This window comes from Nocardia gamkensis NBRC 108242, from assembly GCF_001612985.1.
In the GTDB taxonomy this organism is placed as follows: Bacteria; Actinomycetota; Actinomycetes; order Mycobacteriales; family Mycobacteriaceae; genus Nocardia; species Nocardia gamkensis.
This window is the reverse complement of sequence record NZ_BDBM01000010.1, coordinates 64,277-84,032: the sequence shown is the minus strand read 5'-3', so window position 1 is coordinate 84,032 and position 19,756 is coordinate 64,277. Positions and strand designations below refer to the sequence as shown.

Genomic DNA, 19,756 nt, shown 5'->3' with positions numbered 1-19,756 from the left:
CAAGACGGGAACTACGCAAAGAAGTTCGCGATCAATCACGCGGGCACTATTGATCTCTGGGTCGGTGAAACGTCAATCAGGCGTCAATATGATTATGCATTCCTCAGGACAGTCGGATCCGGCGAGGGGGCCTCAGGCATGAAGACGTTGGAGAGCGAGCCCGGCTGGACCAGTATGGGCTATCCCAAAGGGTACGCCATCGGCCAAGTGATGCACCGGGTCGATGGCGCAAGGGGCACGAAGTCGGGCGGCACCATCCAGATATTGGGCAATCCGATGGATGGCGGGAGCAGCGGCGGAGCCTGGACTGTCGGTAGTATCGCCATGGGCGACAATTCCTTCAAGTACCCGAGCAATCCGGACGCACAGCGGGGGCCGGTCTTCAACAATTACACATTCGATGTCTGCAGAGCGGTGAAGAACGCCTGAAACGAGCTAGCGTGGTCGACCCGAGTACGCCCTGCATAGCGAATACGGTGCCGCGCTCGAATTGCGGGCTGCCCTGCGAACATTGTCACTCCTTATGTTCCAGGAATGAAGCTGCTTCGGCATCGGCCGCTCCCTGATAGAACCTGATCTGGAGTGGCTCGTCACTTTGCAAAATTTTCAGCAGTGGGCCGAGGAGTTCCGGAAGCACATCCATGATCACATAACGGCTGTATCCGAGGGCGGGGCCGAACACGGGACGCTGAATGTAGATGTAACCTGCGGTCATGTCGCCATTCACAAGATGAATCCATCCAACAAAGTCCGCGTCGCGGCCTGATCGGTACAGCGAAGTACGGTAGCCGGTGACAGGATTGACTTGCCTAAGCGGATAGTCGGCCGCCGAAACGTGCAGCCTGCGATCGGAGCGTAATTCATCGGGTAGCAGCGCGGGATCCATCGCGCAGTCCTTTCGTTGATTCGCCGAATATTGATCAGGTCAACACCCAGCCTTGCGGGTGGTTCACCTAATATGGTGAGGTGACCCTGCGGGCTCGAAGTGACACTCACTGCCGCTGCGGACTGCGCAGCCGATCTAGTAGGTACCGCGAGTCCGCAGCCGGTCGTATGAGCGTGTGACTTGTATCGGGATCGTTGCATTTGATCGTTTGCCGGGTGCTCGTATCACCTTCCGTCCCGATAGCCCAAGTAAGCGTGCCGACTCCGCCGGGCTCTATGCGATCAGGATCGACGTTTTCAAGCATGTACTCACCCGCGACCCCTGGGTCATTGTCCTGATCGATGCTAAGAGTGCCGGTACCCCAGTTGCAAAATTGGACGCTGATTCTGCTAGGGATCGGCCGTGGACAATCCTCGACGATTCGAACTTCTTGCGACAGAGCGATCCAAGGCCGCATCGCTTCGTCATCGGTTCCCGCAGCCACCGCATTGATACCGACAGTGGCGTCGGCGGTGTTATCGGCGATAATGGTCCACTGTTGGCCGATGCGGTTGAGTTCTATGAAAATGCGGTGGACGCCGTGGCCCTCATCTTCGACGAACGCGGTTCCGGCCGGATTCTTTCTATCTGCGCCATCGAACACCTCAATGGGAACGCCGGATAACTCGACCAATCGACCGTCCTCGGCCCGAACCGACATCGTCAGCGCTGACAAGCCGACCGGCCGCGCCGCCACCCGCACATGCAATGTGTCTCGTCCCGCTGTGGTGAATGCGAACTCGGCGGAGTCTCTTGCCGGTATGCTCCGAGGGGCGTTCCAGCCGTATGGAAATAGTTCGACACCCATCAGAAATCTCCTACGTTGTCGCGCCGCCGGTCGGATGGCGGCATTCTCTGCCGAACCTGGGCCATAGCCGACCACGCGTCCGGAAATGTTTTGCATCTAGTTCTTTCGACAGTGCTTTCATGCTCACCAACGTCCGCTCTCATCGCGACTTTGGGGGGCTTCGGCGGGATCGCGGCGCGCCGCTGATGTCCCGAATACGGGCTGGCGCCCGACGTTAAGAATGATCGATCAGTTTGTGGCGGCAAAATGTCCTCTCGCAAAGGCTATTCAAGCTGATGGGATCGCCGAGGAACACGCTGCACTTCGGTTGCCCTGGGGGGCGTGAACTGCAGGTATTACACGGACCCCACGGTTGCGGAATTTCTTTCGGTTCCGCTCGCTCGATTCGTATTCGTCTGTGACCGTCGTCTTTGTCATTGCATTCGATTTTGTGGTCGAGCAATCCCACTTTGCCGTCCAGCACTCGGAAGACGAGCTTCCCTTCCGCTCCGGGCTCGACAACATCGGGCTCGACGGATTCGAGTTCGAATATGTCGCCCGGTAGTGGCTGACCTGGACTCTGGGTGATTTTGAGCGTGGCGGTTCCGCAGTTGCGGAACCGAATCGACGCGCTCTCTGGCGCAGGCTGAAATCCGTGCGATTTCAGGATCATCTTCCCTTTGGGCAGATCGATCCATGGCCGTAGGGTGTCACTGTCGGGATCGTCGGTGCCGGCGGCCGCGACATTGATGCTCGCGCTGGTATCGGCGGAATTTTCCGCGGACAGCGTCCACTGCTGGTCTTGGACGTTGAAGGTGATCTCGATGTGGTAGACCCCGTTCCCCTCATCGGCCAGGAAGGCGGTGCCTGCCGGATGATCCGGATCCTCGTTCTCATCGAGCACGTCGACGGCGGCTCCGGCACGCAACGCGAACAGTGCGCCCACACCGGCCTGCAGGGAAAGCGTCATCACCTCGGGATCGACGTCACGCACCGCGATCCGGATATGGATTACTCCAATCGGTGATCTTGCGGGGAAGACGACCGAAATACTGTCTCCGGCAGGTACTTCCTCGGGACTGCTCTGCCAGTCGTCGGGGAACAATATGAACAAGATATCCATCGCTGGCCTCCCTCGGTCTCGGGGGATCGTCGGGTCTTCGCGGTGACGATTCGATGCGGCAGCTCGACAGCGGATTCCGAGCAATCCGTGTGTTTCGTCGGCGATTCCATGGGTGTACGGTGCCTCCTTCTATTCACCGAAATGAGTGTGTGGGTCATGCCCACAGTTCCGGCACCTTGTGGGGTCCCCCCAGATACCACCTGGTTCATAGTCGCGGCAGTCACACCCTGGAGCGTGGCATTTGTTGGGCGGCAGCTCTGGTTCTACTAGTAAGATCGTGAGTAGTGTGTGCTCGGGATTGGGGTCGTTGCACTGCAGCTGGTGGGTGATCACCGGTGGTCCGTGGGGGTATGCGATTGTTGGGAAGCCGATAACGCATTCCACCTCGAGGCTGCCCACAGCGCCCGGTTCCAACTGGGAGGGCAGGTCGCGTAGCACATACGGAGAGTCCGAGCTGCCGAGGTGTACTCCGATGGGCGCATTGATCCAGAGGGTGGCGGTACCCCGATTGACGACCGTAGCGGGTGGCAGATTGGGGTTGACGAATCCGCGTTCGACTGCAACGTGGAGCCAAGGCACCAACGTCGCATGCTCGTAATCGCCTGCGACCGCGTTGATCAACACTGAGAATTGGTCGGTGTTTTCGATCGTCAGGGTCCAGTCGAGTCCGGTGCTGTTGGGTTGGATCTCGATGAGGTGCAGTCCGTTGTCCTCGGCGGTGATCGAAGCCTCCCCCGCTGGTTCCGGGTATCCTTCCTCGAACACGTCGACCCACTGCCCTTCCCCCAGCTCCACCGGTTCCCCCGCTCCGGCCTGTAAGCGGAATGTGAGGACGTCGCCCCGGTCAGGGCGCATCGCGACCCGGGCGAAATGGGATCCCTTCTCGGCTGAGACGGTGAAGGTGAACCGAGCCGAATGCTGGCTCGCCAGCTGGTGTGGTGTGGTCCAGCCGGTCGGGTAGAACGCAGTCGACATGGCTGATGTTCCTTGTGTCGAGTTGGCCGCCGGGGCCGATGGCGATGATGTCGGCGTAGATCAGCCGCGCAGGCCCGTCCACGGGCGATCCGGAATCCGGTGGGGGCGGATAGCTTTCGGCTTCGGTGATCATGATTCGGCGGGGCCGTCCGCCGGCGGCGGGGACGTGGATGCTGAAGGTGTTGTTCAATTTGTCGCTCGCGGTGACCACGGTGGTCCACCCTGGGCTGCCGATCACCTCCGAGGCGGCTTGCCCGGACGGTGGTTGCCCGGAATCGTCGTCGTAGACCTGCACTTCGGCGGTGACGACGCTGCGGTCGCGTGGCGCCACCGGGCCCACCCCGGTAAGCCGAAGCTTCAACTGCTGATTCGCTGTATCCGGCGTGATCTCCAGCTGCCGATCGGGTAGCAATTGAATCGGCTCGGTGCGCGTCACCTCCGAAAGCGCCAGTTTCCTCGTGTCCGTGGTGCGGGCCTGGTAGCGGGCCAACGCCAACCGGACGAACGGGCAATACGCTCGACCCGGATAGGGCGACAGGTCCACGTCGGCGTACCAGCGCCGGGCCGCGCTGTCGGACTCCACCGGGTAGGCCACACCTGGGTGGGCAGGGCTCTGGGCGTTGTCGGCGGTAAAAGTCACAGGCGCGGAGAGGTGTTGCGCCATCAATAACGTCGGGATGGCACTCCCCAGCCACACCGGGTCACGGCCGACGAAACTACAGTCGGGGGGCACCTCGACGCCTGTCGTCGAATGCGGGCTGATCAGGACGGCCAGCATCTCCTCGGCGCCGGTCACGTACCACGGTGGTTGCAGGTATACCCGTATGCGTCCACCGCGGCGCAGCCGACGCACTTTGCCGTCGGCGGTGACGTCGGTTGACCAGTGGAAGGAAGGCACACAGTGCGAGACGTCGGGCGCCGGAGGACGCGCGGTGCTCGGCACATCCACCTTGAAGGGTGCGACCACTCGGCACGCCGCGGCGGATGCGTCGGGGTAGCAGTCTTCGAAGCGCGACACCGCGGTCACCGTGTAGGTGATTTTGCGGCGGCGGGTATCGGCGAACTCGTGCCTGATCACTGGTAAAGCCTTCTCGCGCAGCGTTTGTTCGACGGTGAAGCTACCCAGCGCGGCGGTGCGAGTCGTGCCGCCGGGGCCTAGGCCAGGGGTCTGGTCGGGGTCCGTCCAGGCGGCGCTGATCTCTAGGCGACCAGTACTCGGGATGTGCACTGTGAGGCCCGAAGTAACCAGCACGGCGTCGGTGCCCGCGGTGGTGCGCCGCGCGTCCAGGTTCCCTGTCGGCGCGGCGAGCGGCTTCTGTACCGCGTGCACCAGAGTGAGTTCGCGGGATGGAGTCACCAATGGGTTACCGCTGTCGGCGATGCCTCGCACCATGTCGTCTTCGGCATGCCCGGCACTGATCCAGCGTGCGACGCCGAACTTGCCGACATCGGTTGGTTTCATCGTCGATAGGATGTTCAGTGTGAGCTGCTGTGCGCGGCCCAGCTCCACCCTCACAACCCGATGGTCCGGGGAGGTGGTTGCCTTGCAGCCGGATTCGACGGCCACAAGTTCCAACCGGATGGCGGGCCGATCGGGCCACGAAGCCCAGTTCGGCCGGGTGGGAATGCCATCGATGCCGGGTAAGTGATTGCCGTCGGGATCCGGAGGGCGACGCCTCACCGCGATGATTACGCGCTCGGCGGCCGGATCGGGCAGCCATGGAGCGTTCATGGCGTCGCCGGGGACCACGACGTAACGAGCTTCTCCGGTTCCCGCTAGACGTGCGCCTGGGATATCGGTCGCGGTCTTATCCGCGCGCGTGGCGATCGCAAAGAATTTGTCGATGTCCTGGTCGGTGACGTGCGGACCCAGCGCCGCATCGAAGACGGAATGCTGCAGTGCCAATTCCAGCGAGGCGGACGGGCAGACCAGGTGACGGCGTGCGGTGGTGCGCGTGTCGTGGACGATCATCCTGTCCAGCGCCTCGCCGGCGGCCAAGTCGGCGGCCGGGAGGATCTCCGGCGGTGGGATGGGTTCGAATCGCTGGTGTGTGAATTCCAGTGACTGTGCGTTGTCCGCGGGCAGTAGCTCGCTCGGCCCGAGACCTCCGCCGGCGAGGTCGGCGATGCGCACGCGCATGTGGTACGTGCGGCCGAACCGCAGTCGTGGCAGGCTGCCCGGCTCGACCTTGTCGCTGGCTCGGAAGGGCGGATCAGCCGGCGTGGGCGGCATCGAGTCGCCGGTAGGTGCCGTGCGGCCGGGTCGCTGCACGGCCAGGCTGTATCCGTCCCATCGCGCGACCAGTTCATGGACGTACAACGCGTCGTGCGGACCGGCGCCGGTGGTCAGCGCATCAGGGCGAACGTAGCCTTCCTCCACTACCTCTGAGCCCAGGGGTTGCCCCCCGACGGTGTAGCTCACACGACGCTGACATGTGGACAACCATGTGCCGACGTCCTCGATGTCGATGCGGTACCCGCCCACCAAGTCTCCGGCCAGCAGGGGCTGCGCAAGCAGATCCGCCGAGGTTGGCGCGCTGCGACTGATCCGGTTGCGCAGGGCGCTCGTGCGGCCCCGGTCGACCAGCGACACACCTGCCGACCGCAGGGCCGGCAGATTTCCTGCCGCCGCGCGGGCGTCGCGGCGATCGGCGCGGCCCGCTCCGACCATGCGCAGCGCGGCACCGTCGATGTCGAACGACAGAGATTCGAAGCGGGATCCGGCCTCCCCGGCGAGTCCGGCGCTTCTGATCGCCAACACTCCGTCGACGATCGGGCTGCCGGTGGAGTCGGGGACGAAGCGTGTACCGGTCACGACGTATGCGGTAGACGGTGAGAGGTCCGGCCGTGTGGGATTGTCCGCAAGGCCGGTGTTCGTCCACCCCGGCGGTTTGGCAGTCGACCACATCGGGCGGACGCTGAGAACCTTCTGCCCGTTGAGCACGGTCGCGTCGATACCGAAGTCCAGTAGCAGACCCAGCGCCCGCAACAGAACTGGATGGTCAGCTAATCGCGCCACCGTAGTGTGGAATTCGCGCTGCTCCTCGGCCGCGGCCAGGCGCGGCTCCAACGGTGTTACGTCGCGATCCCGCTGGTAGAAGGCGAAAGCTTGATCCAGCGCCGAGGACAGCACCTGCTCACTGTCGTCGGTATCGCCCGCGTCGGCAGCCAGTCTGCCCTGCCATTCAGCCGTCGCATCGGCCAGCGCGCGCTGCAGCTGCCCTTCGCTGCCGGGCGCCGAATAGCGGGCATAGGCTCTGCCCGTGGCGCTATAGGCATTCCGAACTTCCGTCACCGCCGCCGCCGCCGGGAAAACACGGACCGGCCTGCCGGCATAGGACGCGGCCCGATACGGTGTGACTGTCATACTCGCGCCGAACACCGCGGCCCACACCGACAGCTGCTGCTGGAGCGTGAAGCCGTGCGGGATCCGTTGCACCTTCCCCGGATCCACATCAGCGCTGCCGCAGGTGAACGTGAAGCCCGTGTTGTTCAACCACTTCGGCCATGTGTCCATGCCGAAGCTTTTCAATGTCAACGCTGCGCCACTCGGCCCGAACAGGCGCGGGGTGACCAGCACTGATACCACCCCCACCTGTCGGCCCAGGCGTGGAATGATGCGGCCCGCGGGGATTGCGGTCCACACGAATTGTCGACTCAGTACGGCGGCAGCCTCCATGTCATTCTCCTGCGAACGCCCGGCAGTAAGTCCGCCAGGGATAGGAATTTCCGACCGGACCCAGCGTGGCCGCCACTGACGACGCCGACGGCGCAGCAATGGCGGCTCGCTCCGGCGCCAGCATGTCGGGGCCGGCGAAGCTCTTGCGGCAGGTGAGTTCGAAGCTCGCCGACCACAGCGTCAGGTCGATGACGACAACGAGTTTCGCCGATCCTTCCAGCCTGTTCGGGGTATAGGTGAGGCTGAGAGTGAGTTCCACGGCGACCCTGGCCAGCCCGAGCAGGTCGATGCTGCCGCCGATGCGCAGGTATCCGGTGATACTGACGCGCCGGTCGTAGACGAACACGATCCCACCGAAGACGTGGACTTCGGCTGCCACGATGGCGAAGTCCACCGCGACACTGGCGCCGAACTCGATGCCTCCTACCAACTTGGTCAATCCATCTGGTTGACCACCGGCAGCCACTGCCAGCTCGAGGTAACCGCCGCCACCAAGGCCCGACACCGTGACCAGGAACGGCCGCTGCCGGGTAGCGAACTTGAAATCGACTGTGAGTGGCTTGTTGACCAAAGACAGCGTGACCCCGGCCTCGATCACCAGATTCGTCAAGCTGAAGACCCCGACCGAGACAGCCGGCACAGCCGCCACATAGCGCACCGCGACCTCTGTCGGCAGAACCGAAACATGGGGTCCAGCACCGGATTTCAGCATGAACGATTGCAGCGTCTGAACGAAGCGCAAGGCGCCGTCGAGGCTGACTTTACGCACGTCGACGGTGACGGTGGGTCGTGCTGTCGGCCCAGCCGACCGGCTTGTGAAGGCTACTTCGTTCAGCTCGATGACCACGACCTGTCGTGCGCGGTCGGGAATGTTGAGCGAGAAGTCCGTGACACGCCCCTTGGTCTCATCCGGGCCCGCGTCAAGGCTCAGCGTCGAGGTGGGGCCCGGCACGAACGGGTCGACCGGTTTGGCCGCCGCGCCGGACAGCTGTTGGGTCCAGTGCAGCCGGGCCGCGCCATTGCGCCACGTGATGGCGGGTTGATCGGTGACCGCCTGGATCAGCTTGTTCAATTCGATGACACCGAACAGGGTCGCGTCGTCGCTGAACAACGTGGCAGGGCTCGGATAAGGTTTACCGGACGGAGGCTTGACAATCGGTCCGCGGTCGCGGGCGACGCCGTTCACGGCGGGCATGGTGGGTGTGGCTACCGCGCCGGTCGAAGCGCCGACCTCGGCGAAGTCGATCTTCGGGGTGTCCACAAGGTCGAGCAAGACGGTCGCATTGGGATCGCTCAGTACCTGCGCGCTCAACGTCGCACGGATCCCCGTCGGCGCCTTGGCGCCGATCAGCTTCTGCAGAGCCGGAAGTGCCACCTTCAGCTGGGAGAGTTTCGGATGGGTGCCGTTGGAAGCCTGGCCGATGCCGAACTCGGCGGTGAGCACATGCTGAATGGAGTCGCTCACTGGTTCATAGCCGTTGGCGCCGGAAGTCACCAGCAGCGGGATAGCGCGGTCGATGCCCGCCGCCGGTCGTCCCGGCACGTTCGGGGGACCTTGCTTGTACTCGTCGTCCAATTTCTGGGCTCCTGCCGGAGTCCCGTCGGTCACAAACAGCAGCGGCAACGTGGCCTCGACGGTCTCCCGCCCTGCCCGCAGGATCAGCGCGAAGTAGAGCGGGTCGCCGTATCGCTGCGGCCAGAACATCTGTTTGCCCTCAGGCGGGCGGTCGACTTCCCATGTCAGCTGGCCGGCGAAACTCACCCGCTGAAATGGGAACGCCCGCTCGTGGCTACCACCCGCACCACCGCCGAAGTCGCGCACCGGCTCGGTGATGACCAACGTATGCTTCACCTGCAGCGCCGCGGGGTGACTGGTCTGATCACCGGCCATGTCGGGTCTGAAGACACGCTCGAATGTCTCGATATGCACCACACGGTGCCCGAATGGGAACAGTCGCCCACTTTTGACGACGCGCACGTAGTAGTCGCGGCCCATCGCAGCGCGGTGGCTCCACTCGAGTTCCGGAGTGCCGCTGAACTCTGCGGTCAGCGAGAACCAGGCGCCCAGACTACCGAGTATCAGCCGGTGCGCGGTGACCGGCAGTTGCGCTGCCCTCTCCACGATCAAGTCCACCGTCTCGTTACGCGCACCCAACGGCGTGTTCTGGAAGGTGTTCTGGCGGTGTAGGGCGCGGAACGGGCGCAGAGACACCACCGGGCCTCCGGCTCTGTTGAGGATATGGCAGTGCCACAAACCGGTGACACCGTCTGCGCTTTTCACCGGCAGCGGCGCCGGGGCGCACCGACCTCCCGAGGGCAGCGTCATCAGCAACCGCCACGGCAGTTCCAGCACCGAACCGGAATCCGGTTGGCCCTCCGGTGGCCGGAGTTCGCGGGCAGTCATCGTGTCGAGCACCCCTTGCACAGACAGGGGTATGACTGTGCCTGGAGCAATTTTGAACCGCAGCCGTGACGGGCCGGCTGAGCGCGCTTGACTGGCCTCGCTGGCTTCTTCGGCCATGTGCTGCGGAGGAAAATTGACATCCAGACGGGCGCCTTCTTCCGCGATGAGCTCCGGCGCGCCGTGCCCGTTCACGCCGCGTCGGAAACCGCTGTCTCGTACGTGGACATGCAGCAGGTCATCGGGCCGCAGCAGCGTGTACCCGGCAACGGGGCCTGCCCAGGTATCCACCAGCTGCCACGGCGACCAGGCACGCGAATCATGCAGATCCCCGAGCGTGGAATCGTAGCGGCGATGCACCAGACCCGCCGGGGCCCACAAGGCGAAAATATCGGTGCGCGTACTACTGGTGGCCGCGGCGGCGAGAATGTCCTGCCGATCGCCGTCGGAGGTGATGATGCCACCCATGTCCCGCCACAGAGGGGTCGCAACCGTTCGAATCCACAGGCGCTGGTCTCGGCCCGGGGCCAGCATCAGTTGGTTCGCCGACGCCGCGAACGTGTCCGAGAACGGGCGATCCAACAGGGGAGGAGCATCCAGATCCGACGGCGTCCCCCAAGACCCCGTGTACCGCATACGGCGGTAACGACTTCCCGGTGGATTGGCCGGATTCGTCACATACAACTCGAATCCGCCCGAAATGGGTATCGTGCGCAACCGCCGCGACGGTCCGCCTTGCATCCGTACACGCTCATCGTTTTTCAGTCGCCAGTGCACGACCTCCGCACCGGCGGTGTACAAGATGTGAAGGTCGTCGGGACCCGTCGCTGCCGTGGCAAACCCGGACGTAACGCTATTGTCGGGAAGGGTACAAGATGCCCAATTCGGGGTCCAGACACCGCCAGCAAATCGCCGGTGGTACACGTTCACCCCGGAACGGACGAACAACTCGAGGCGGTCCACGCCCGAGGAAGTGACACTCAGCCAGTCGGCCGAGGGCGCCGCCGTACCCGGCATCGGCGGCCGACCCAGATTTACCCAGGTACTCCATTTCATCTGGGACGTAGCTGCCTCGACACGCCCAGAGCGGTGCCAAACCCCGCCCTGCTCATCACCTACAAACAAGTCGACCGTTCCTGGCTTGCGACAGCAGGCAGTCAGTCCGTTGACCGTATGCTCGATCATGATCCCACTACTCCCTATAAACTTCGCCTACCCACGGATAGTCGCGCGTGCGAGAGAGATCGACTGCAAATCAAACGCCTCGAGTGTGGCTGTCGGCTTCTGGTACTCGCTCAGGGTTGGTAGCGCTGCGCGGGTTCCTTGACCTTATTGGCGGCCTGCTCGTCGTGCCGAATTGGCCACAGGACTTCTGGAGGGTTGCCATCCTGCTTGAAGCGAACGGGCAAAGCGTACGCCGAGTAGGTTGTCTGCAGAGCCAGGTAGAAGCTGTAGAGGTCGACACCGACCTTTGCGCCGCTGACATACTCCATCACGGCGTGGTGTAGATGGCTGGCCGGTCCCCGGTCGATTATCTTTCCGAGGAAGTCCCCGCGCGACACGTCCTTGCCGACAGCGATGGCGCTCGGCACACCGGTGATGTGGGTGTAGAAGCCGCCCATCTGCCCGGTCGGGTAGGGATATCTGATGAAGATCTGGGCACCGAATATCTTGGAGGTGTCGTCGGCAGGAGTGTGCGGCTTGTACACACTGACGGTGCCGTCGAACGCCGCATATACTTTCGCGCCGGGCTTGCCTTTCAGGTCCATTCCGTACTGGATGAACCAATCCGGCGGCAGGTGATCTCCCGTATTCGGCCCACCCGCGCTTCCCATGTATTCGGCTGGATCCACAGGGCACTCGAAATCGACGACCAGTGCACCCGTGATACTTACGCTTCCACACATTTTGCGGTCCTTACTTCGAGGATGTCTGCGAGAATGTTCCCTCTAGGATCCTCGCACCGGTCGGCGCCATACACCTGCGTATCGAACTGCTCGAAAATTTTCACGAGTCCCCGCATTGAGGAAAATGCCAACCGTCGGCGGACACTGGCCTTGCATTCCAGAGACAATGATCCGCCTACGCATCGTTCGCGAGCCCTCGCGGCGTCGCCCGTCGCTGAAGTTGCACTACACTAGATCAAACATGGCTTTGCCGCCCGAGTGAACGACTCTTTCTGGATCGAAGACGTCTTTCTCGTGGCCACACACTGTGCCGACAATGATCGGGTCCGCGCCGTCATAATACCAGAGCGGCCCGCCGGACCATCCTCCATATACGTTCGAATCCAGGTACAAGTCGGTTTCCAGTTCAATACCTGGACTGTCGCTGTCGATATCGACTATCTGCAGACCGAATTCAACTGCAGGTCTGCCGGCGAATGCGACAGGATATCCCGAGGAATTGTATTGGCGACCCAAATAATCACTTTCGTCGGGAGACCACTCCACACCCATCCAGCCCAGTGCATCGCCAAGCGGCTTGTAGAGCTCGCAGATAGCGTAGTCATACCCTGTTGCCGTGAAAGGCGTGGTAGGCGGGTAACCCGTGAATGATTTAACGTACGAGCTTCCGTAAGGCGCCACAACGCTCGCTTGTTTACTATAGGCCGGGGTGAACTCTATCGAGCAATTCGGGTCACCCCAGGGCAAGGCATGCCCAGCAGTGAGGACCAGATTTGAGCCTACTAGAGTGCCGGATGCCCGTACTTTTTTGCCAGATTTCTCCCAGTGTATGTAGCCGACCGTGCACCACGGGTACTCAAGTCGTTTCGTCGCCTCAGAAGCCTTCGGCTCCAAGAAGGTGCGCGTTGGGAGCAAGCGTGACCGCACCTCATCTATGCAGAAAGGCGCAAGTCTCGGGAGAAAATGCTGCGCCATCCATGGAGGACGCCGACTCTGAGTGCGAGTCTTGTCGGCTCGCGACAGGTCAGAGGAATCTTTTGGAGAAAGTTCGATCTGATCCAGGATCGGAATCGATGTCCGCAACCTCTCTCCGTTGGCCGCATGTTCGATTATCCGCCACATGTCGACTGCCTCAGGTACATGCTCGACCGAGAAATCCATCTTCGGCTTATGTGTCGACTGCACATAGAATCCCGACTCGGGCTTCAATATATCCGCCATGTCGGCGGGCATATCCATAGTTGCGGGAATAGGCTCGGCACTGGCCAACTCGTCGAGCCCCATATATTGCCGCGCCACCCCCCTCTTGGGCGTGCATGTTCTCATGCCATCCTCCTATCGCAACGGCTTCGATGATTCACTGTCCTCGGCAGATTGCCTCAGCGGTGGATGCTAGTAATCAGCAAACGAATCATTGGTGTTACATAGTCGCCCCAAGCGTGCGGAAGGTTCTCTACAGCAACCGCCTGCGGCTACTTCTCAGCAATAGTATGAACCAGTTAATGCCCACTGCGTCGAGTATCCGACTACTCGAATTCACGTCCGTGGCCCACCCGATAACGTAGTGTCAGTCGACGAGCGAGGCGCAACCCTGGCCGGACGGTCACATCGCTTGCTGTTCGACACGGTTGACGAAAATCTAAGTAGGTAGTCAAGTACTCAGGGCGAAGTCAACCTCTTCGCAAGGTCCGTACTCGCAGTCCCCTTATCCGGCCGACGCGGGCAAGTACGCGCATCAAGGCCGAGCACTCATGCCGATGGGACGCTGCGGTCCGGTGACGCTTGGTACGCGCTGCGGCTCTACCGGCGCAGTTTGTGGACTGCTCGCCGCTGCCCCCATGCACGTGACAGACACATCGGCTATGTGGATCCATAACGTGCGCCCGGCCGCAGGGCTGCCTGGTGGTTGCCTTCAACGACCGCAGACGGTGGGTTCGCAGACGGCGTCGCTGATGTCGACCGGGCAGATATTCGGGTTGCGCGATGCCGGTTCCAGTGCCGAGTTGACTCGTCCAGCGCCTCCGGGCGGCGCATTCCGCAGCCGATGCGGTCCCGCCTTCGGCAAGGCAGTCGACTGCCATGTAGCGGACCTTTCCCGTAGCAGCCGTGGTTTGTCACGGATCGTGATCACGTTCAAGCCGCGCTCGGACAGCGCCGACCACACATCGAGGTACTCCGGTGGGGTTTCGTCACCGATGTCCTCGCGTGGCCGGGTGCCGGTGGTGAACAACCCCCGCTCCCCCACCAGCCGCCGGTACTCGACCACAGCGCCGGCGATGTCGGCCGCTCACCGGCCGGTTCTCCCCGGCTCGGTGAGTACATCGACCAGGTGCGTACGAAGGTCCCGCCGAAGACGCTGAGGACCTACGACTCGGCATGGCGTGTGATCAGTCAGGTATGGGGTGACCGGGAGCTGAGCGAGCCGACGACGACGGAGATCGAAGAGCTGATGGATTCATGGCCGCGCTGGGAAAGCATGCCGCACGTCGGGGAGGTGAGAGCGCTACGCATCGAGTGCTGCGCAAACGCAACGGACGCGCGATCAGCTATAGGCGCTACGACGGGTTGTGGAAACGCGAGCGGGAAAACCTCCCATGGGCAAGGGAATCGGAGGTCACGACGTACTCGATCACGGAGACCGTGCGTGCCCACGTGCGCCAGTTGTTCGGGGAGACGGTCGAGCGGGTCTATGTCGGGCAGCACCACGACGACACCGCTGTACTGACCCACCTGCGTGGTGATGTCATCGAAGCGCTCATGACGATCACCGGCGAACCCCACCCACTCGCCAGGACCAAACGGTCCCAGGTCTCACCGGGTCGGTGAACGAAGCGTTGATGGGAAGAAATCGGCGAACAAACGTGGAGGATCGAATCCGAGGCTCGTCGCGGCGTGTGATTCGATGGCCGACGAGAGACTCGCTCTTGCCGTGTGCGTCTGTCCGTCGACCGATCCGGTGTCCTCGTCCCGGTCGCGTAATGGCAGCACCAGGCTGGACAATGGCCGGCTTCCGGTGTCGGATACAACCAGGCCGAGCTGTTGATGGCGGTGCCGGGATCAACGGCCTGCCCGGCGTCGAGCGCCCACGGCATCAGACCCCGACCGCCGGCGCCCTGGTCAACCGCGCGTTCACCCGGCCACGGCCGAACCAGTTGTGGTCACCCACATCACCGAGCACTACATTCCGGGAACGCAAGGTGCACTGCGCGGTCGCGCTCGACACCTATTCATGGCGGGTGGTAGGCCGGTCCCTCGACTCGATCCAGACCGCGGCGCTGGTCACCAACGCGCTCGGGATCGCGATCTCGGACCGATCGGCGGAGTCGCGCAAGTCGGTCGAATGTCTTTTCGGACGCTGTCCGAATGGACTCCTGACCTTCTGATCCGTAGACCAGCCGCAGGACGGTCGCGACCCAGAGACCTGCTCCTCGGCGAGGCCATGTCGCCGCGGGTGGGTCATCTGTCGACCGGAAACGTCCTGCCCGCAGAGTGGTTGGTGGCACGATTGGTCCGTGGTGACCGGCGTGGAGGGCGCTGCCGTGCGGGCAGCGCCGTTGACTGCGCATCTGCGAGGCGGCTGCGATCGAGTGTCGATCCCACGGCGCGCCGGCTGCACGGGCTGACAAACTCGCCGCGGTGGTCCGCGGCCGCGAGGAACAGCTGCGTAACCAGTTGCGTGCCGGGGAGTTGATCGACCTCGGAATCAGTAGTGGGCCCGTGTGCGGCAGGAATCGACCGGGCGGGGGTTCTTGACATCCCGGCGTGCAGTGGAAGTGTGCTGGGTGAGGCCGGGGCCTGAGCGCTGCCGCTCGGACACTGGTCGAAACGCCGCAGGCTTGGTCGTGACGCCAGGGCCGGGCCTGCGGTGTCGTAATTCTGCATGGCGGGAAGACCCGCCCCGATGAGTTCCGACATCGCGAAGCTGGGCGGGTCTGGCCATCACCGTGTGAATGTGTGGATCACCGGAGGTTCGCATCGGGCGGGCCCACCCCAAGACCCGCTCGTTGAGTGAGGGTGCCGAGCGGGCACCGGGTGCGTAGCTGTCCCTTGCGTGTGTCACCAGCTCTTTGGAGCAAAACAGAACCCGTGACGGCGCAGATCGTAGATTCCCACCCACCAAGGTTGCTGCAACCCCAGGTCACGCGTGTCGCGCGGGTGTCTCGAGACGTAACGGATTTCCGCCACCCCGCGAGTGGGCACCGGACACGGCGTCGGCAAGCGACATCATCGGACCCAGAGATAGGTGCGCAGCGGTTCGCGGGCTGCTGATTCTCTGGACAGCACTGACTTTCGTCCGGGTCAGATGGCGGGTGAGGGATTCGGGTGTAGATCGCTGCTGTGCTGGTGCCGCCGGGGGTGGTGACAGTGACGTTCACAGCACCAGCGACACCCGGGGGAACCACCGCGGTGATCTGGGTGGCCGAGACGATGGTGAACGAGGTGGCGGCGGTAGCGCCGAAGGTGACCGCGGTGGCGCCGGTGAGGTTGGTGCCGGTGAGCGTGACGGTGTTCGCGCCCGAGCTGGGTCCTTGGTTGGGGCTCACCCCACTCACCGAAGGCACCCCAGAGTAGGTGTAGGAGACGCCGTTGCTGGTGCCGCCCGGGCTGGGTGAATGACGGTGACGGGAACCGTGCCGCCTCCGGGTGGGGCGAGGGCGGTGTGGTGAGTCGACGGTGAAGTAGGCACAGTGGATGCGGCTTGTCGAATCGATGGCGAACTACAAGCGTCCGAGGCCGTTGCCGACACTTTCCTGCCGAACGCCCGCTGCGCCGTCGCTCAACATTCGTCGCCTACTCAGCCCACGACTATTTGGGGAAGCGCCTTCGATATTGCCTAGATCGCTGCTGCCAGCGCCGCAGTCCCCACCAGGGCGGTGACGATGGAGCCGCGTCACAAGTCATATGAAACCGGTACCAGAAACTCCTCCAAGCCGCCCCAGTTGGGCACAAGCCATTGAATGCCACGAGCGGGCCGCTTCCCTGACCAGCAGCGACGAAGAGAGTCGACAGTTGACAGCGGCCAGTGTACCTTCACCACGGACCGCCGGTTCCGACTACCGGTAGGTGGCCATTCGCGTAAGTCGGCACATCGTCAGCAAATACTTCGAACCCGCGGTAACGGCCGAGTGGCATTCGGCTACGAAACCTCCGCGAAAACCCGTTGGCGGACCACGGCGACCACTGCTACCTCCTCCGGAGGCCGTGTACCGGCACCGCTGAGGGGAGTGAGGTGCCCCAGAAACCGACGTGCTCCTGCTGGTATGTGCGAATGTGACGTTTGCCGTCGTCCGGGAGTGCTACCCGGTAGCTAGCGGCGACAAAGAAAGGGGGCCCAGCGATCCTCGATTCCTTGGGCGATGAAGGCGCTGCACTATCCCGCGGGCGGCATCCGGGATAGCCGCAATCGCTACCCACTACTCATCGGCGGATAGATTGCGAAGGAGAACAGTCATGCCTGATCTGGTACGCCAGAGTTTCGAATCTCCGGACGAGAGCAGGCCTTTCGAACAGGACAAAGGCAGAGTCGATCTCGTCAACCTGGACCATGGCCCGGTGGGCCGGGCGATCTTCGAACCCGGTTGGCGGTGGTCCCTTCATGTCAAGCCGATAGCCCAGACCGACAGTTGCCAGTCGGCCCACACCGGCTACTGCATCTCCGGCCGGATGGCGGTCGCCATGGACAACGGCGAGCAACAGGAATACGGGCCCGGCGACTTCCTGATCATCCCACCCGGCCACGACGCGTGGACCGTGGGAGACGAACCCTGCGTCATGCTCGACTGGCAAGGCTTCGCCGACTACGCCAAGCGGTAGGCGGGCGATGGACCGTGTCTATGCGCGAGCGCCAGACGGCTGAATCGAGTGGTACGAACTCGATCGCGCGAAAGGCACTTCCGGCGACCCACCGTCGCGTATTCAACTGTCAACCATCTGTGCGCTGCGGACGCTGCTTCGGCGCGACCTGAGCGTCGATGTGTCCGGTCGACGCTCAGGTCGCCGCGGTTCGGATCGGCACTCTTGTTCGCGCTCACCACGATCCGCCCCGGTTTCGCCTCGTCGCCCGGCCCGGCCGGCCGGATTGCCCCAGCATCGATCAGGTCCAGCAACACTGCCCCGGCGAGAACCCTTGGGGTACGGGTGCTGTCGGCCATCGAGCGCCAGGTGCGTTCGTCGAGAAGCAGCAGCATCAGGTCCCCGGCGAGCAGGTTCATCACTCGTCCTCGGGTTCCGCGTCGGGGCGGGTCCAGGCCAGGATCATTGTTGGGGTGCAGCCGCCGACGAGCAGCGCGGTCAGCAGCATCACCCCGCCCGCGTAGGCGGCCTGGATATTGTCGAGGTCGGTGAATCCGCCCACGACGATCAACCAGATCGCAGGAATCATCGCCAGCGTCTGTGTGAGGGTGAGCCCCACCGAGCGAGCCGCGTTGCGCTGCTCGATCTCCCATTCGTCCAGAGCGCCGACGGGCGCGTCGGCTTGGCGTCCCGAGACGATCTGCAGCGATATCCACAGCGGAAAGAACAGCAGACAGATCGGCGCCCACAGCAGGGGTCCCCGCTCCAGACCGCACGCGATCAGCACCCCGACAACCGCCAGTGCCAGGAATATCGTCGCGAGGGCCACCACCAGCAACCGGCGGCGGCGACGCGTCCGCCACCGCGGCAACATGTGAGCCCAGCGCTCGGCGTAGACCTCGAACCGGCGTGTCCGGCGAGCCTGGTAGCGCTCCAGCAGGTTCGGGTGCGTCATCGAATATCCCCTCCGTCGTTCCGGTAGACCGCCGTGGACAGCGGCGCGAAGTCCTCCCGCGAGAACACCGCCTCGACCGGCAGGCCGAACACATCGCAGATCCGCAGCGCCAGATCGAGACTCGGATAGTGATCGCCCCGTTCCAGAGCCCCGACCGTCTGCGGATTCACCTCGATCGCCTCGGCAAGCTGGGCCCGGCTCATTCTCCGCTCGGCACGTAACACCCCGATGCGGTTGTAGATAGGAAGATTTTTCCCACGCCTCACAGGAGCCATACAACAAACTGTTGTATAAACACAACAGTTCGTCAAGAATAGAAGCAGCCCGCTGGCTCTGAGCTACGAAGGCGTCGATCGCCGCGAGGGCGGCACGTGATGCGCACGAATGCTCTCTGACCAGCATTTCGCTGACTTGTCGGTTCCGCGGCAACCCCAGTGCTCAGATGCCGCAGCGCAGCAGAGCTTCGCCCAGGGTTGCGGCTGGGGACGTCGTCGAGGACGGCGAGCCCGAGCCGGTTCATCGTGTATAGGAGACGCCGTTACTGATGCTGTCCGGGCTGGTGAGGACGGTGATGGGCACCGTGGCGGCTCCCCGATGGGGCGGTGGCCGTGACCGTTGTGGTGGATTGGTCAGCCGAGGCTTACGCCCTGACCCCGCCGGCGAGCTCGGCTGTCATCCAAGGATGATGCGAGAACGGTTGCACCGGTTCAACACCCGTGGCCTGGACGGGCTTGGCGATCGTCGAGGAGCAGGACGTAGACCTCGGTTGACCGAAACAGAAAAGCAAGAGCGCCAATTCCGTTCTCGTGCCCGTCAAGGCCCGGCACCAACTGGGCTTACTGGGCACAGAATGACCCGAGTAACGAGACGCAGATAAGCGTCACGGCATGCCGCCATGCCGATTCCGTGTCGAAAAATCGCGCAGGCGTCGCAGCTGGCGTCGGCGTCGAGGGTCGACCAGCTGTGCTGCGGAAGCCTGCAAACCGGACACGGACTCCACAGTGATCCTCTGCGAGCGCGCCCAAGCGATGAAGCCCGCGATGGACCCCGCACGGTCGGGCACTCGACCGACCCAGCAGTCGAGCCGGGCTGATCGAGATCGGCCAGCGCCCGCGCGTCGGCGGCCAGATCAGTCAGCAGCTTGATGGCAGCGCGGATTCGAGTCGATCGCGGTGGGCACTCTTCGGGCTGTGGTGGCGGCGAGCCGCGTG

The 19,756-nt window shown here is 63.3% G+C and carries 16 protein-coding genes; 3 read left to right on the top strand and 13 right to left on the bottom strand.

Annotated features, from left to right (window positions below; translation table 11 throughout):
- Positions 1-138: 138 nt before the first annotated feature.
- Positions 139-429, top strand: a complete 291-nt coding sequence (locus tag NG1_RS11420; RefSeq protein ID WP_062970022.1) for a hypothetical protein — start codon at positions 139-141, stop codon at positions 427-429.
- A gap of 85 nt (positions 430-514) precedes the next feature.
- Here NG1_RS11420 and NG1_RS11415 read toward each other — a convergent pair whose 3' ends face one another.
- The 9 genes from NG1_RS11415 to NG1_RS11390 all read right to left on the bottom strand — a co-directional run bounded on the left by NG1_RS11415 (position 515) and on the right by NG1_RS11390 (position 14,063).
- Entirely contained in the window at positions 515-886 is a 372-nt protein-coding gene (locus NG1_RS11415; protein WP_062970021.1) for a hypothetical protein, read from the bottom strand.
- 106 nt (positions 887-992) lie between these two features.
- Positions 993-1,733: a hypothetical protein gene (locus NG1_RS36610; RefSeq protein ID WP_157113990.1), complete on the bottom strand. Its 741-nt coding sequence runs from the start codon at positions 1,731-1,733 to the stop codon at positions 993-995.
- Positions 1,734-1,947: 214 nt separating this feature from the next.
- Positions 1,948-2,835, bottom strand: a complete 888-nt coding sequence (locus NG1_RS11410; RefSeq protein ID WP_157113989.1) for a hypothetical protein — start codon at positions 2,833-2,835, stop codon at positions 1,948-1,950.
- Between the two features lie 129 nt (positions 2,836-2,964).
- Positions 2,965-3,630: a hypothetical protein gene (locus NG1_RS36605; protein WP_157113988.1), complete on the bottom strand. Its 666-nt coding sequence runs from the start codon at positions 3,628-3,630 to the stop codon at positions 2,965-2,967.
- Positions 3,631-3,679: 49 nt separating this feature from the next.
- Positions 3,680-7,588: a hypothetical protein gene (locus tag NG1_RS11405; protein WP_174315436.1), complete on the bottom strand. Its 3,909-nt coding sequence runs from the start codon at positions 7,586-7,588 to the stop codon at positions 3,680-3,682.
- Positions 7,491-10,691: a hypothetical protein gene (locus tag NG1_RS11400; RefSeq protein WP_157113986.1), complete on the bottom strand. Its 3,201-nt coding sequence runs from the start codon at positions 10,689-10,691 to the stop codon at positions 7,491-7,493. The genes NG1_RS11405 and NG1_RS11400 overlap by 98 nt, the downstream gene beginning before the upstream one ends.
- A 494-nt stretch (positions 10,692-11,185) precedes the next feature.
- Positions 11,186-11,743: a peptidoglycan DD-metalloendopeptidase family protein gene (locus NG1_RS11395; protein WP_062970017.1), complete on the bottom strand. Its 558-nt coding sequence runs from the start codon at positions 11,741-11,743 to the stop codon at positions 11,186-11,188.
- Between the two features lie 279 nt (positions 11,744-12,022).
- Entirely contained in the window at positions 12,023-13,123 is a 1,101-nt protein-coding gene (locus tag NG1_RS36600; RefSeq protein ID WP_157113985.1) for a trypsin-like serine peptidase, read from the bottom strand.
- A 586-nt stretch (positions 13,124-13,709) separates the two neighbouring features.
- Entirely contained in the window at positions 13,710-14,063 is a 354-nt protein-coding gene (locus tag NG1_RS11390) for a hypothetical protein (protein ID WP_062970016.1), read from the bottom strand.
- Positions 14,064-14,254: 191 nt separating this feature from the next.
- On the opposite strand from NG1_RS11390, the gene NG1_RS11385 reads away from it, so the two are divergent.
- On the top strand, positions 14,255-14,623 hold the full coding sequence (locus NG1_RS11385) for a hypothetical protein (RefSeq protein ID WP_157113984.1): 369 nt from the start codon (positions 14,255-14,257) through the stop codon (positions 14,621-14,623).
- A gap of 1,133 nt (positions 14,624-15,756) precedes the next feature.
- Here the strand turns inward: NG1_RS11385 and NG1_RS39025 are convergent.
- Positions 15,757-16,341: an IPT/TIG domain-containing protein gene (locus tag NG1_RS39025; protein ID WP_218018957.1), complete on the bottom strand. Its 585-nt coding sequence runs from the start codon at positions 16,339-16,341 to the stop codon at positions 15,757-15,759.
- 907 nt (positions 16,342-17,248) lie between these two features.
- Between NG1_RS39025 and NG1_RS11370 the strand changes: the two genes are divergently transcribed.
- Complete coding sequence (locus NG1_RS11370) at positions 17,249-17,611, top strand: cupin domain-containing protein (protein WP_062970012.1); 363 nt, start codon at positions 17,249-17,251, stop codon at positions 17,609-17,611.
- On the opposite strand, the gene NG1_RS11365 is transcribed toward NG1_RS11370, so the two are convergent.
- The 3 genes from NG1_RS11365 to NG1_RS11355 are packed head-to-tail and all read right to left on the bottom strand — an operon-like array spanning position 17,596 to position 18,820.
- Positions 17,596-18,009 carry a GPP34 family phosphoprotein gene (locus NG1_RS11365; RefSeq protein ID WP_062970011.1) on the bottom strand — a complete coding sequence of 138 codons (414 nt, stop codon included), beginning with the start codon at positions 18,007-18,009 and terminating at the stop codon, positions 17,596-17,598. The two genes, NG1_RS11370 and NG1_RS11365, sit on opposite strands and share 16 nt — an antisense overlap.
- Positions 18,009-18,545, bottom strand: coding sequence for a hypothetical protein (locus tag NG1_RS11360; RefSeq protein WP_062970010.1), 537 nt, complete (start codon positions 18,543-18,545; stop codon positions 18,009-18,011). The genes NG1_RS11365 and NG1_RS11360 overlap by 1 nt, the downstream gene beginning before the upstream one ends.
- The gene (locus NG1_RS11355; RefSeq protein WP_062970009.1) at positions 18,542-18,820 is read right to left on the bottom strand and encodes a helix-turn-helix transcriptional regulator; all 279 of its coding nucleotides are present in this window, start codon (positions 18,818-18,820) and stop codon (positions 18,542-18,544) included. Before NG1_RS11355 ends, NG1_RS11360 begins: the two co-directional genes overlap by 4 nt.
- Positions 18,821-19,756 lie beyond the last annotated feature (936 nt).

Bases quoted from the DNA above. Each gene is read 5' to 3' on its own strand.
- NG1_RS36600 (WP_157113985.1), bottom strand. From the start codon at position 13,123: ATGAGAACATGCACGCCCAAGAGGGGGGTGGCGCGGCAATATATGGGG.
- NG1_RS11415 (WP_062970021.1), bottom strand. From the start codon at position 886: ATGGATCCCGCGCTGCTACCCGATGAATTACGCTCCGATCGCAGGCTG.
- NG1_RS11365 (WP_062970011.1), bottom strand. From the start codon at position 18,009: ATGAACCTGCTCGCCGGGGACCTGATGCTGCTGCTTCTCGACGAACGC.
- NG1_RS11385 (WP_157113984.1), top strand. From the start codon at position 14,255: ATGGCCGCGCTGGGAAAGCATGCCGCACGTCGGGGAGGTGAGAGCGCT.
- NG1_RS11355 (WP_062970009.1), bottom strand. From the start codon at position 18,820: ATGGCTCCTGTGAGGCGTGGGAAAAATCTTCCTATCTACAACCGCATC.
- NG1_RS11360 (WP_062970010.1), bottom strand. From the start codon at position 18,545: ATGACGCACCCGAACCTGCTGGAGCGCTACCAGGCTCGCCGGACACGC.
- NG1_RS11410 (WP_157113989.1), bottom strand. From the start codon at position 2,835: ATGGATATCTTGTTCATATTGTTCCCCGACGACTGGCAGAGCAGTCCC.
- NG1_RS11370 (WP_062970012.1), top strand. From the start codon at position 17,249: ATGCCTGATCTGGTACGCCAGAGTTTCGAATCTCCGGACGAGAGCAGG.
- NG1_RS36610 (WP_157113990.1), bottom strand. From the start codon at position 1,733: ATGGGTGTCGAACTATTTCCATACGGCTGGAACGCCCCTCGGAGCATA.
- NG1_RS11420 (WP_062970022.1), top strand. From the start codon at position 139: ATGAAGACGTTGGAGAGCGAGCCCGGCTGGACCAGTATGGGCTATCCC.